This is a genomic window from Stenotrophomonas lacuserhaii (assembly GCF_014836545.1).
Lineage (GTDB): Bacteria > Pseudomonadota > Gammaproteobacteria > Xanthomonadales > Xanthomonadaceae > Stenotrophomonas > Stenotrophomonas lacuserhaii.
The window spans coordinates 123,518-137,331 of record NZ_JACSQS010000009.1 but is presented as its reverse complement, the minus strand read 5'-3'; the positions used below and the strand labels follow the sequence as shown (position 1 = coordinate 137,331).

The 13,814-nt window shown below is 69.7% G+C and carries 10 protein-coding genes; 1 reads left to right on the top strand and 9 read right to left on the bottom strand.

What is annotated here, in order from left to right; all coding sequences use genetic code 11:
* Positions 1-10: 10 nt before the first annotated feature.
* Positions 11-1,381 carry a magnesium transporter gene (gene mgtE / locus H9654_RS10620; protein ID WP_191770797.1) on the bottom strand — a complete coding sequence of 457 codons (1,371 nt, stop codon included), beginning with the start codon at positions 1,379-1,381 and terminating at the stop codon, positions 11-13.
* A gap of 331 nt (positions 1,382-1,712) precedes the next feature.
* On the opposite strand from mgtE, the gene H9654_RS10615 reads away from it, so the two are divergent.
* Positions 1,713-3,506 (top strand): monovalent cation:proton antiporter-2 (CPA2) family protein, encoded by a 1,794-nt coding sequence (locus tag H9654_RS10615; protein WP_191770796.1) that lies wholly within the window; start codon positions 1,713-1,715, stop codon positions 3,504-3,506.
* 78 nt (positions 3,507-3,584) lie between these two features.
* Here the strand turns inward: H9654_RS10615 and H9654_RS10610 are convergent, their stop codons facing one another.
* The 8 genes from H9654_RS10610 to H9654_RS10575 form a co-directional block, all read right to left on the bottom strand.
* The gene (locus H9654_RS10610; RefSeq protein WP_191770795.1) at positions 3,585-6,926 is read right to left on the bottom strand and encodes an ankyrin repeat domain-containing protein; all 3,342 of its coding nucleotides are present in this window, start codon (positions 6,924-6,926) and stop codon (positions 3,585-3,587) included.
* Positions 6,919-7,179 (bottom strand): YcgL domain-containing protein, encoded by a 261-nt coding sequence (locus H9654_RS10605; protein WP_191770794.1) that lies wholly within the window; start codon positions 7,177-7,179, stop codon positions 6,919-6,921. The genes H9654_RS10610 and H9654_RS10605 overlap by 8 nt, the downstream gene beginning before the upstream one ends.
* 127 nt (positions 7,180-7,306) lie before the next feature.
* Positions 7,307-8,557, bottom strand: a complete 1,251-nt coding sequence (locus H9654_RS10600) for a beta-ketoacyl-ACP synthase (RefSeq protein WP_191770793.1) — start codon at positions 8,555-8,557, stop codon at positions 7,307-7,309.
* Positions 8,557-9,288 carry a 3-ketoacyl-ACP reductase FabG2 gene (locus tag H9654_RS10595; RefSeq protein WP_191770792.1) on the bottom strand — a complete coding sequence of 244 codons (732 nt, stop codon included), beginning with the start codon at positions 9,286-9,288 and terminating at the stop codon, positions 8,557-8,559. Before H9654_RS10595 ends, H9654_RS10600 begins: the two co-directional genes overlap by 1 nt.
* Positions 9,285-9,737, bottom strand: a complete 453-nt coding sequence (locus H9654_RS10590) for a hotdog family protein (RefSeq protein WP_191770791.1) — start codon at positions 9,735-9,737, stop codon at positions 9,285-9,287. The genes H9654_RS10595 and H9654_RS10590 overlap by 4 nt, the downstream gene beginning before the upstream one ends.
* Positions 9,734-10,927 (bottom strand): beta-ketoacyl-[acyl-carrier-protein] synthase family protein, encoded by a 1,194-nt coding sequence (locus H9654_RS10585; protein WP_191770790.1) that lies wholly within the window; start codon positions 10,925-10,927, stop codon positions 9,734-9,736. The genes H9654_RS10590 and H9654_RS10585 overlap by 4 nt, the downstream gene beginning before the upstream one ends.
* Positions 10,924-11,472, bottom strand: coding sequence for a DUF3261 domain-containing protein (locus H9654_RS10580; protein WP_191770789.1), 549 nt, complete (start codon positions 11,470-11,472; stop codon positions 10,924-10,926). Before H9654_RS10580 ends, H9654_RS10585 begins: the two co-directional genes overlap by 4 nt.
* 1 nt (position 11,473) lies before the next feature.
* Positions 11,474-13,810 (bottom strand): MMPL family transporter, encoded by a 2,337-nt coding sequence (locus H9654_RS10575; RefSeq protein WP_191770826.1) that lies wholly within the window; start codon positions 13,808-13,810, stop codon positions 11,474-11,476.
* Positions 13,811-13,814: the final 4 nt, after the last annotated feature.

The window sequence follows — 13,814 nt, the reverse complement described above, 5'->3', positions numbered from 1 at the left end:
AAAAAAGGGGTTACAGCAGGGTGCCGTGGAGGATGCTGGCGGCGATGCTGAAGTAGATCACCAGGCCGGTCACATCGACCAGAGTGGCCACGAACGGGGCCGAGGCACTGGCCGGGTCGAAGCCGAGGCGCTTGAGCGCGAACGGCAGCATCGATCCGGACAGCGACCCGAAGGTGACGATGCCCACCAGCGCAGCGGCCACGGTGAGCGCCAGCAGCAGCCAGTGTTCGCCGTAGTCGTGCAGGCCGCCCAGCTGCCAGATCACGATGCGGACCATCGCCAGGCTGCCCAGGATCGTGCCCAGCACGATGCCGGTCGGCAGTTCGCGCAGGGCAACCTTCCACCAGTCACGCAGCCGCAGTTCGCGCAGTGCCAGGCTGCGGATCAGCAGCGAGGTGGCCTGCGAACCGGAGTTGCCACCGGAGCTCATGATCAGCGGAATGAACAGGGTCAGCACCACCGCGCGGGCCAGCTCGTCTTCGTAATGCTGCATCGCACTGGCGGTGAGCATCTCACCGAGGAACAGCACGCTGAGCCAGCCGCCGCGCTTGCGCAGCATTTCCAGGAAGCCGATCTGCATGTAGGGCTTTTCCAGCGCTTCCATGCCGCCGAACTTGTGCGCGTCTTCGGTGGATTCCTCGATCAACGCGTCCAGGATGTCATCCACGGTGACGATGCCGAGCATCTGCATGCCGGCATCCACCACCGGGATCGCCAGCAGGTCGTGGCGGCGGATCAGCTGCGCCACTTCTTCCTGGTCCATCGCCACGTCCACCGTCACCGGTGCATTGACCTGCGCCACGTCCAGGATCGATTCGTCCGGCAGGCCGGTGATCAGCCGGCGCATGGTCACCACCTGGCGCAACTGGCCGCTGGCGGGGTCGAGCACGTAGATGGCATAGACGGTTTCGCGGGTGCGCTCCACTTCGCGGATGTGCTGCAGGGTCTGGCCCACCGTCCAGTTGGCCGGCACGCTGACGAACTCGGTGGTCATCAGGGCGCCGGCGGTATCCGGCGGGTAGCTGAGCAGGGTCTGGATGACCTGGCGCGCCTCGGCGCCGATCAGCGGCACCAGCCGCGCGCGCTCGTCCTGGTCCAGTTCGTGGACGATGTCGGTGGCGCGGTCGTCGGCCATCAGCCCCAGCAGCGCGGCCGCCCGGGCCGGCGGCAGGGTCGCCACCAGCTCGCCGGCACGCTGCAGTTCGGGCGCTTCAAGCAGCTTCACCGCACGCGGCAGCGGCAGTGCGGCAAGCAGGTCGACCGCCGCCGCGATGGGCAGGGTGTTGAGGTATTCCACCGCGTCAGCGGTGTTGAAGTTGGCCAGCGGTGCGGCCGTGGTGGCGGCGTCGGTGGCGGGACGCAGCATCTGCTTCTGGTTCATCGTGGTTCGCCTTTCGTCGTTGCCGCTGCAACGCCAACGCAGGCGAACCGTCCCTGTCAGGCGGTCGCCGTCGCTGGCGTCGAACGAGGTCGACTTCTACTGTCGCTGGACATGGGGGGTTGGATTCCGGAAGGGTGGTGCCAGCGGGCAGGCCGTGGCGGGGGGCAGGATGGACCCGTGGGCAGCATGGGTCAACCCCGGTGTGGCGGCCGGGTTTGGCCCGGCTCAGCTGCACCCCCGTGCGAGCGGCGACGGGCGGCGCATAATGTCGCGCAAGGGCCGGCTGCCACCCGGCGTGCCCTTCCTCCTGCGGCCATGACCTCGACTTCCCATGCATAGCGGCGTGCTCGAACTTGCCCTGGTCCTGCTGCTTGCGGCCGTCATCGCGGTGCCGGTGTTCCGCCGGCTGGGCTTTGGCGCGGTGCTTGGCTATCTCGCCGCCGGGGTGGTGCTGGGTCCGGATGGGCTGGGCTTCGTGCAGGATACGGACCGGATCCTGGGCGCGGCCGAAATCGGCGTGGTGATGCTGCTGTTCGTGATCGGGCTGGAGCTGTCGCCATCGCGCTTGAAGGTGATGCGGCGTTCGGTGTTCGGTGCCGGGGCGCTGCAGGTGGCGACCTGCGCGCTGGTGCTGGGCGGCCTGCTGATGCTGGACCATTTCCACTGGAAGAGCGCGCTGGTGGTCGGCGTGGCGCTGGCGCTGTCCTCCACCGCAGTGGGCCTGCAGCTGCTGTCCGAACACAAGGCGCTCAACAGCGATCATGGGCGGCTGGCGTTCGCGATCCTGTTGTTCCAGGACCTGATCGCCATCCCGCTGCTGGCCGCCATTCCACTGCTGGGGGGTGCGCGCAACCAGACCCTGCATTGGCAGGACGTGGCGGTGGCCATCGGCGCACTGGCGGTGGTGATCCTGTGCGGGCGGCCGCTGCTGCGCCGCGTGTTCGGCATGGTTGCGCGCACGCGCAGCCCGGAAATGTTCACCGCCACTGCCCTTCTGGTGGTGCTGGGCACTGCCTGGTTCCTGCAGGAGGCCGGCCTGAGTCCCAGCCTGGGCGCGTTCCTGGCCGGTGTGCTGTTGTCCGATTCCGAGTTCCGGCATGAACTGGAAGCGCAGATCGAACCCTTCAAGGGCTTGTTCCTGGGCCTGTTCTTCATCGCCGTGGGCATGGGCATCGACCTGGATCGCATCGCCGCCGAACCGGGCATGATCGCCGCCGGCGTGGGCGTGCTGCTGGTGGTGAAGTTCGGCTTGTTGTATGCGATCGGACGGATCGCCGGGTTGGCGTCACGCCAGGCGATGATGCTGGGCAGCGTGCTGTGGCTGGGCGGCGAGTTCGCCTTCGTGGTGTTCAACGAAGCGCAGCGCGCGCTGCTGCTGGGCAGTGCCAACCATGACCGGCTGGTGGCCATCGTCGGCCTGTCGATGGGACTGACCCCGCTGTTGCTGATCGCACTGCTGCGCCTGATCGGCCGCGAGACCGTGGCAAAGCCCGACGCCGCGCCGGCCGATGAGGTCAATCCGGACCACCGTCCGAAGGTGCTGATCGCCGGGATGGGGCGCTTCGGGCAGGTGGTGGCGCGACTGCTGACCGCGCAGAAAGTGCCCTTCGTCGCGCTGGAGGTCAATCCGGATACCGTGGCCGACCTGCGCCGCTTCGGCAACCAGCTGTACTACGGCGATCCGACCCGGCCGGAGATGCTGCGCGCGGCCGGCGGGGCGGAGATCGCGGTGTTCGTGGTGACCATGGATGATCCGGAAACCAACCTGCGCGCGACGCGGATGATCCGGCGGTTGTATCCGGACGCGCGGGTGCTGGCACGGGCACGCAACCGCCAGCATGCGTGGCGGCTGATGGACATGGGGGCCGAGCCGTTCCGCGAGGTGTTCGGCACCAGCCTGGAACTCAGCGAACAGGTGCTGAAGCTGCTGGGGGTGTCCGAGGAGACGGCCCGCCGGCATGTGCAGCGATTCCGCGAACATGATGAGAAGCTGCTGCGCGATCAGTACCTGGTGTACGACGACGAGGCGGCGGTGATCCAGACTTCGCGCGATGCGCGCACTGACCTGATGCATCTGTTTGAAGCGGATGCGGGAAGCGGGAAGGACGCGCCACCCGACCGGTAGCGCCGAAGGCGTGACGACCAGCTGTCGTCACCCACCAGGGCAGGAGCATGACGGCCAGCGGCCGTCATTACCGGTGATTCATTCGCGCAGGAACCGCGCCATCGAGGACACGCCGGGCACGCGCGGCTGGAACTCGGCGGCCACGTCGATGAAGCCGCGCATCACCGCGATTTCGCGGGGGCTGCGGTTGAGCGTGTCGCGTGCCTCTGGATCGGCACCGGCACGCAGCAGGCGCTGCACCAGCAGCGGCAGTCCGTGCAGCGCGGCCAGGTGCAGCGGGCCGAAGCCGCGCGGATCACGCACCTCCAGCGAAACGTCTTCATCCAGTAGGCGTTCCACACCGGCCAGTACCACCTGTTCGTCGCAGGCGGTCCCCGGTTCGGCACGTGCGCCCAGCAACAGCAGCAATGGGGTCACCTCGCCAGCGGCGGCCTTGTCCGGCTCCGCGCCGGCCAGCAGCAGGGTGTCCAGCAGGGCCAGCAGGCGCGAGCGGTCACGAGCGGAGAAACCGTACAGCGCAGCGCAATGCAGCGCGGCCAGCTGCTGCGCGTCGCTTGCATGGACGTCCGCACTGGCGGTCAACAGCCGCGCCACGATATCCGGAAGGCCCAGCGCCGAGGCCAGCATCAGCACCGTGACCCCGCCGGGCAGGCGGTGTTCCAGCTGCGCACCGGCATCCAACAACGCGGACACGATATCCATCTGGCGCATGCTGACCGCCGCCGACAGCGGTGTGGCGCCACTGGCCGAGGCATGCTGCGGATCGGCACTGCGCGCCAGCAGCAGGTCCACCACGGCAAGGTGCCCACCACCGGCCGCTCGCAACAGGGCGGTGCAGCCCTGCGCGTCGACGCTGTCCACGGCGAAGCCAAGATCGATCAGCCGGCGTACGGCATCCACGTCGCCGGCGGTGGCCGCGGCGGCCAGGTCGGATTCGCGCAACGTCCTTCGTGGCAACGACCAGACCCGCCAGTCCAGCCAGTCCGCCAGGTCACGGCGGCCGCTGGACAGCGCCACACCCAGCGGTGTCTGCCCATCAGCCGCACGCGCTTCCGGCGAGGCGCCGTGGCGCACCAGCAGCTTGAGCGCGGCTTCGCGTCCCAGCGCAGTGGCCAGGTGCAGGGCGGTCATGCCATGGCTGTCGCGTGCCTCGCGATCCACCCCCAGGCCCAGCAGCGACTGCTGCAGGCGCAGCCAGCCCAAGCGCACGGCCAGGGCCAGCGGCGGATCGCCGGCGGGCGATGCAGCGAATGGGTCGGCGCCACGTTCCAGCAGTTCCAGTGCCAGCTGCTCCAGCCCGCGACTGGCCTGGTCATGCTGCGCGCAGGCGGCGAGGAAGCGCGCCAGGCCACCACTGCCGGCAGGCGAAACGCCCTGCTCCAGCATCACCTGCAGCGCCGGCACCGCATCCACGCCGCGCGCCAGCAGCGCGAACATCGGCGTATCGGTGCAGGCATCCAGTACGTCGTGCGACGCGCCCTGCTGCAGCAGCCAGCCGATGGCGCGCGGCTCCAGCGCCAGGTCCGGTTCGTGCAACAGGCTGCCCAGTTCTTCGGCACGGCACAGGCGCGCCATCGATTCCATTCCGTCCAGGTTGCCAAAGCGCAGCGATTCGCGCAGCAGCTCGAGCGGTGGCCGGTCCGGCAACAACGAGGTCGCCACGTCGTGGCCTTCGCTGTCCGCCACCAGGCCGTCGCTGACTGCGGCAGGCAGCGGATAGGCCGGATCGAGCATGGCCACGATGGCCCAGCGGCCGGCTTCGGCCGCGCTGTCCACTGCGCGCCGCGCCAGTGGATCGTCCAGGTCGGCAACCAGCCCCAGCTCCAGCAGCCGCTTCACCACCAGCGGCGGCACATTGGTCGCCATGGCGGCCAGCAGCAGGGCGTTGCGGCCGTCGGTGTCGACCGCTGCTACATCGGGATTGTGGCGCAGAAGGTGCTCGATGACCGCCGCGCGCCCACCGGCGGCGGCCTCCAGCAGCGGCGTCCGGCCGAGTGCATCGCGCGCTTCCAGGTTGGCACCGGCGGCAAGCAGGGCGTCCAGGATCGCGGTGTGCCCGGCCAGGGCGGCTTCGTGCAGGGCACTGCGGCGCTGGCGATCACGCGCATCGGCACGCGCCTTGTGCTTCAGCAGCAGCTGCACGCCGGCCGGATCATCATCTTCGGTTGCTGCGGCGGCCAACAGCACCGGGATGCCTTCGGCCGGTTCGGTACGGGCGCCGCGCTCCAGCAGGAACCGCGCCAGGCGCCAGTTGCCGACCTGGCAGGCCACCGCCAGCGGCGACCAGCCGTCCTGGTTCAGCGCATCGATCTCGGCGGCGGCATCGCGCAGCAGCGCGGCGACGCCGGGGTCGGAACTGCGCGCTGCGTGGTGCAGCGGCGTATTGCCGTCGGCATCGGTGGCACGCGAATCGGCACCGTTGGCGAGCAGGGTCATCACCGCTTCCGGGCGCCCATGCCAGCTGTCGCGGGTGGCCGCCAGCAGCGGCGTCATGCCCTTGTGCGGGGCGTTCACATCGACGCCGCGGGCGATCAGTTCGCGCAGCAGGCGCAGGTCCGGCAGTACCGCGGCCAGCACCGGCAGGTTGCGCTGGTCGCGCCACTGCGGATCCGGCATGGCGTGCGGGTCGGCACCGGCCTGCAACAGCTGCAGCGCGCGGTCGATCCGGCCGTGTCGCGCCGCTTCATACAGCGCCGGCGCCAGCGCGTCGGCCGGCATGGCTTCAAGTGCGGCCGGTGTCGTATCGGCATCGGGTTGCTCGCGCGCCTGCCAGGCACTGCGCAGCTCCTGCATGACGTGCACAGGCGCAGGATGCGTGGTGCCCGCCGGGGCTACCCGCTGCAGCAGCAGGTGCAGCAGCGGCGACAGCAGCACGGTGGCGCCCACCGCTGGCCAACGCAGGCCTGCCGGCAGCAGCTCCGGCCAGGCCGGCATCACCACCAGCGCGCACAGCGCCAATACCAGCGCAGCGACGGCCAAGCCACGCCAAGCGCCCAGTTCGCGCCCGGCCAGGCCCGCAGCGTGGCGCTGCAGCCCACCGGCCAGGCGTTCCACGTCACTCCACAGCGGCCATGTACGCCATACCGCCAGCAGACCGACGCCCAGCAATACCGCCAGGCCCAGCGCGGCAGCCAGGCTGCCGCTTTCGCGCAGGGCGGCGAGCGGCCAGGCCATCAGCAGCGCAAGCACCGCTGGACCGGCCAGCCACAAGGCCAGCAGCGCAGGCAGTTCTTCGCGCACCACCTGCGGCAGCGGACGCAGGACACGGCTTCGACGCAGCCAGGACACGCCCAGCGCGAAGGCCGGCTGCGCCAGCGCTGCCAGCAGCGCACCCGGCAGGCCGCCGATCGCCGAAGCCGCAGCGAGCAGCGCGCCCAGGGCCAGCGCGGCAGGCACCATGCGCGGCCGCGGCTCAGTCATTGTGGCGCGGCATCATGCTGGTGATGCTCGGGGGCACCTGCAGGTAGAAGCCGCGGCTGGCCAGCTCGTCGCGCACCTGCGCGGCGTCCGCGCGCGCCAGCCGACGGCCCTCGGTCAGTTCCACTTCCAGCACCAGCTGCAGCCGGCCCAGGGATTCGGCCAACGGCCCGGGCAGCACGCCGAAGCCATCCCGTTCGGCGAGGTAGACGTAGGTATCGTCTTTGCGTTGGCTCTTGTAGACGTAGGCGTGCATGCTTTCAGGTTTACCCTTTAAGGCATGATTGTGTCGGAAACCCGTCACCGGCGGAAGGCGTCAGGCCAGGCACATCCCCGCCACGCGTTGTTTCCCGACACGAAGTTCATCAATGTCAGGACGCGGTTCAGTCTTCGGCCAGTGGATGACGGGCGAACACCAGCGAGGTGTTGATCCCGCCGAAGGCGAAATTGTTGCTCATCACATGGTCGACCTGCAGCGTGCGACCTTGTCCGCGAACATGGTCCAACGGAGCGCAGCGCGGGTCCACCTGATCCAGGTTCAAGGTGGGGGCGAACCAGCCCGCGCGCATCATCTCGATGCTCAGCCAGGCTTCGAACGCGCCGCAGGCACCCAGCATGTGGCCGACGTAGCCCTTCAGCGAGCTGATCGGCACGCCCGCCCCGAACACGGCGGCCGTGGCCTGGCTTTCAGCAATGTCACCATGGTCGGTGGCCGTGCCATGGGCGTTGATGTAACCGATCTGCGACGGCGCCAGACCGGCGTCGTCCAGCGCCAGCTGCATGGCGCGCGCCATGGTCGGGCTGCTCGGCTGGGTCACGTGCTGGCCGTCGCTGTTGCTGCCGTAGCCGCGTACTTCGGCCAGGATCGGCGCTCCGCGCTGCAGCGCATGCTGGCGCTCCTCCAGCACCAGGGTGCAGGCACCTTCGCCCAGCACCAGCCCATCGCGGCCGGCATCGAACGGGCGCGGCGTGGTCTGCGGCGCGTCATTGCGCACGCTGGTGGCATACAGGGTGTCGAACACCGCGGCCGCCGTGGCGTCCAGCTGCTCGGCGCCACCGGCCAGCATCACCGTCTGGCGACCGGCGCGGATCGTTTCGTAGGCTTCGCCGATGCCCTGGCTGCCGGACGTGCACGCGCTGGACGTCGTGTGGATGCGCCCGCTCAGGCCGAAGAACACCCCGATGTTCACCGGTGCGGTATGGCTCATCATCTTCAGGTAGGTGGTGGCGGTGATGCCGGCGGTGGTGAAGCTGTTGAGCATGCGGCCGAACTCACTGATCGCCTCATGGCTGCCTGCGGAGGACCCATAGGACACGCCGGTGCGCCCGCCATGCAGCACCGGATGATCGATCAGGCCGGCCTGCTGCAGCGCCAGTTCGCTGGCGCGCACGGCCATCAGCGCCACGCGCCCCATCGAACGGGTGGTCTTGCGGTTGTAGTGCGGTGGCAGCTCGAACGCCTCGGCCGGTGCGGCCAGCCGGGTGTTCAGCCCTTCGTAGACATCCCACTCCGGCATCGCGCGCACGGCGTTGCGCAGCGAACGCAGGCGCGCGTGGATGCTCGGCCAGTCCTGCCCCAGCGGGCTGATCGCCGCTGCGCCGGTAACCACCACGCGGCGTCCTTCGCGCTGCATCAGGCCAGGCCTCCGTTGACCGAGATCACCTGGCGGGTGATGTAACCGGCATCGGCCGACAGCAGGAACGATACCGCCGCGGCTACTTCGTCCGGCGTGCCGACACGGCCGGCGGGAACCAGCTTGAGCGCGTGCTCGACCACTTCGGCGTCCAGCATCTCGGTATCGACCAGCCCGGGTGCCACGCAGTTGACGGTGATCCGGCGACTGGCCAGTTCCAGCGCCAGCGCCTTGGTGGCACCGATGATGCCGGCCTTGGCGGCGCTGTAGTTGACCTGGCCGCGGTTGCCGATCAGCCCGGACACGGAGGCCAGGGTGACGATGCGGCCGGGCTGGCGGCGCCGCACCATCGGCATCACCAGCGGATGCAGCACGTTGTAGAACCCATCCAGGTTGGTATGCAGCACCTGGTCCCAATCCGCTTCGCTGAGCGCGGGGAAGGCTCCGTCGCGGGCGATGCCGGCATTGCATACCACGCCGTAGTACGCGCCATGGGCGGCCACGTCGGCTTCCAGCGCGGTGCGCGCGGCGGCGCGGTCACTGATGTCGAAGGCAAGTACGCGCGCCTGCCGGCCCATCGCGATGATCTCCGCGACCACGACCTGCGCTTCGTCGATGCGGCTCCGGCAGTGCACCGCCACATCGAAGCCATCGCGGGCAGCGCGCAGGGCGATCGCGCGGCCGATGCCGCGGCTTGCACCGGTCACCAGCACGGCAAGATGGGCTGTCATGCGTTTCCACTCTCCAGGTAAGCCTGCGCATCGGCCGGTTCGAACACCGATACGTTGGCGTCCACCCATGTCTCGGTGCCCGCACTGATACGGCAGGCGAACATTCCCAGCCCATTGTCACCCATCAGTTCGCGCCGCGCGTGGACCACCAGCGCGGTACCGGCCGGGAACACGGAAACCTGGCTGCTGTAGCGGCGACTGCCAAGCAGGAAACCGATCCGCGGCGGGCGACCGTCACGCCGCGCGCGGCAGCCCGCCCACGCCGCGATGGCCTGTGCCATGTACTCGATGCCGATCCAGGCGGGCACGCCGTCGGCCTGGTTGAACAGGCCCGAGGCCGGGACCACCAGCGCCACCTCGATGCTGTCCTCGTCCCAGCGCAGCACCTGCTCCAGCAGCAGGGCGCTGCCACGGTGCGGTACCACGTCCTGGATCGGATGGATCCTCATGCGCCGGGCGTCCGCTGCAGGGCCAGCACGGCATTGCTGCCACCAAAGGCGAACGAACTGCTGAGGAGGCGCTGCAGGGGGCCGGCCGCCACGGTGCCCGGCGCCACCAGGGCCAGCGCGGGCAGCTGCGGATCAGGCTGGCCATCCCACCAGTGCGGTGGCAGGCGGTGGGCGGGGTTGTCCGCCAGCGCGATCCAGCACAACGCCGCTTCGATCGCCCCGGACGCGCCCAGTGCGTGGCCGGTCAGCGGCTTGGTGGAACTGGCCGCGACCTGCCCGCCCAGCACTGCATGTACCGCACGCGATTCCATCGCATCGTTGTGGCGGGTGGCCGTGCCATGCAGGTTGATGTAGTCCACGTCCGTCGGTGCCCAGCCGGCGCGCTCCAGCGCCTCGCGCATCGCCGCGATGGCACCGGCACCACTCGGTTCAGGGGCGGACATGTGGTGGGCGTCCGAGCTTTCGCCCCAGCCGGCAAGCTGTACCGGGCCCGGCTCGCGGGTCAGCAGGAACAGCGCGGCCCCTTCGCCGATGTTGATGCCCGCCCGCGTTGCCGAGAACGGCAGGCAGCGGGTGGCGGAGATCGATTCCAGCGCATTGAAACCGGCCACGGTGAAGCGGCAGAGCGAATCGGCACCGCCGGCGATCACCGCCTCGACGATGCCCGCGCGCAGCAGGCGCGCCGCCGAAGCCATCGCCTTGGCACCTGAAGAGCAGGCAGTGGACAGCGTCCACGCCGGTCCCGTTGCACCGCTGCGATGGCGCACGAATGCCGCCGCGCTGCCCATCTCCTGCTGGCCATAGGCGAAGCTGTCCGGCCAGCGACCGCTCTCCTCGCGCGCACGCAGGGCCGGCTCGGTTTCGCCGATGCCGGAGGTGCTGGTACCGATGACCACCGCGACCCGCCCGGCACCGTAACGCTCGATGGCGGCCTGTACGGCGGGGGCGATCTGTTCCAGCGCAAGGTCCAACAAGGCATTGTTGCGGCCGCGCAGCGCGGTGGGCAGCGCCGACAGATCCGACAGCGTGGCCTGCACCCGGCCCAGCGCCAGGGTGCGTCCGGGCAGCACGTCGTCGCAGTCGCTCAGCCCACCGGGGTGGTCGGCGAACAGGCCGGCGGCGACCGGTGCGCGGCCGGCGCCGAGCGCGCAGACGATGCCCATGTCGTTGAGGAAAATCGACGCGCTCATGGGGCTTGCTCGCCGGTAGGCACCGAACGGATGGTCAACGAATAGCCTTCGATGCGGTTGTCCAGCTGCAGGCTGCCATCGTCGTTGCGCTGCAGCCGCAGGGCCTCGACCCCGCCACGCTGCAGCCGGCGCACGCGGCCATCGTCGACCACCTGCCAGCCGTCGGTCAGCACTGCGGCAATCGCCGTGGTCGGCCACAGCGCGAACTGCAGGTCGTCCAGCACGCGGTCGGCACGTACCTGCCTGGGCAACCAGGCAGCGCGCTGTTCCTGCAGGTTCTGTCCATCCCACTGCACGCGGAAGCCGGTCTGGCCCATCGCCTGCACCAGCAGCTGCACCTGGTCGGCATCGGCTTCAAGCAGCGCATCCAGGTCGCGTTCGGCGCGACCGAAGCGGAAATGCAGCTGTTGCTGCAAAGCGAGGGTTCCCTGCAGGCTGGCCGGTGACAGGCGCAGCGGCGGCAGCGCCGCATCGGTACGCACCGGCGGGCCGGCGCAGGCGGCGAGCAACAGGGTGAGCAGGATCGCAGGCAGCAGGCGGCTCATGTCACGGGGTTCCTGTCGTTGTAGGCGGTGCGGGGCGGAACAGCGGCGACAGCAGCCATACCAGGCCGATGCCGAGCAGCAGGGTCATGCCGAAGGCGCGCAGCGCCGGGGTGTTGGAAAGCCCGAGCAGGCCGAACGAAAGCCAGGTACTGGCCGCACCCACGCACACCGCGACCCAGGCGCTGGGATCGCCACGGTGTTCCAGCAGGAAGATGCCGTAGTCGATGCCCATGCCCAGCAGCAGCATCAATGCCAGCACGTTGAACAACTGCAGCGGATGACCAAGCAGGGCCAGCACGGCAAGCGTCAGGCTGCCGGCGAGCAGGGTGGGCACGATCACCCGCCAGGCATGACGGCGATAGCGCCACCACAACGCGGCGAACACCAGCGCGATACCCGCCAGCAGCATGCCGCTCATCAGCTTGCGGTAATGCCCCAGCAGGCGCGAGAAATCGGCGGTGCGGTCGACCCAGCGCACGCCGGGCAGGCCGGCGCCGGCCTGGTCGAGGTCGGCCAACGCACGCGGCTGCGACAGGTCATCGACCAGCACCACGCTGGCCACGCCCTCGCCCAGTGCGCCGATCCACAACGAACGGAACGGGGCCGAGGCCGGCGAAGCGAGGAAGGCCTGCAGGTCGATCGGGGTGCGGGCGAATGTCGGTCGCTGCAGCGCCTCGCCACTGACCGCGCCAACCGCCTGCAGCACGGCCGACTCGGCCTGCGCGGCCAGCCGGGCATCGGCATCCTGCTGCGACGGAGACGGCAACCAGTCACTCAGCGCGCGGTGGCTGCCGATGCGGCCTTGCCCTTCCAGTGCGCGCAGGCGCACGGTCAAGGCTTCTTCGCGCTGCAGCAGCTGGCCGGCATCGGCGCCCTGCACCAGGAAGAACTGCGCCGGGCTGGGCATGCCGAGCAGGCGCGAAATGCGGATCTGCTGTTCCATCAGCGCCGGCGGCGAAGACTGCAGGCTGCGCAGGTCATCATCCACGTGCAGGAACAGCATGCCGCCGGCGGAGAACAGCAACAGCGTGGCGATCACACCGCCCAGCGACCGGCCGCGCAGCCGCGGCCAGCGCTGCAGCGTGTTGCCCAGCCAATGCGAGAAGCGCGTCTGGCGTACCGTTCCACCATCCAGCCACGGGAACCACAGGATCACCGTGACGAACGCAGCCGCCAGCCCGACCACCGAGAACAGTGCCATCTGGCGCAGCCCGGGGAACGGGGTGACCGCCAGCGCCAGATAGGCCAGGGCGCTGGTCAGCAGCGCCAGCCACAGGCCGGGCAGCAGATGGCGCAGCAGGGACCAGCGACTCTGCCGCGGCGCTGCCTGGCGCGAGGCGAACCAATGGATGCCATAGTCTTCGGCCACGCCCACCAGCGAGGCACCGAACACCAGCGTCAGCAGATGCACCTTGCCGAACACCAGCACGGTCACGGCCAACGCCACGCCGCAGCCGACCAGCAGCGACATCGCCACCAGCAGGATCGGGCGCAGCGAACGGAACGCCAGCCACACCAGCAGCAGCACCGCAGCCAGCGAGCCCCAGCCGATGGTGTTGATCTCGCGGTTGGCCTGCACCGCCGCGGCTTCGGCATGCAGCGGCACCCCGGCATGCAGGATCTCCAGGCCGGGCGTGGCGGCGGTCGCGGCCTGCCCCGCGCGTTCCAGCAGCGCGCCGATATGCGGTTCGCCATCCAGCTGGAATGCCGAATCGCGGGTGTCAAAGCGCAGCACCACCCACTGCTTTCCGTCTGCCTGCAGCAGGCCGTCCTCACCCAGTCGCAGGCCGGCCGCCTTCGCCTGCTGCTGCCACCAGGCCGGCCACAGGCCCAGCGGATCCTGCAACCAGGCGGTCAGCCGTGGTCCGCCCATGGGCCCGTACAGCCGGGCCAACGCCTGTTGCGCCAACGCATCCAGTGCGGTGTGCTGCAGGGTGTCGCGCTGTGCGGGGGTCAACAGGCGGTCACGGTAGGGCGCGTAGAAGGTACGTGCCTCATCGAACCAGCCATCGAGCGCACCGGCGGGCTGCAGCAGCGCCGCATCGGCGTCGCCTGCCATCGCATCGGCGAAGGCCGCCTGCGCGCGCAACGTAGCGGCCGCCTCCGCGCTGCCCAGCAGTACCACCACATCGCGCGAGTTCGCATCGGCGATGCGACGGGTCACGTCCGACAGCAGCCGGTCCTGCGCATCCTGGGGCAGCAAGGCGAGGATATCGGTGTCGATCGGCGCATGCTGCCGCCACTGCAGGGCCTGCTGCACGCCCAGCGCCAGCAGCACCAGCAGCCAGGCCAGGGCCAGCCAGCGCCAGCGGCGATGGGGGGTATCGGCGCGCGGCATGCGA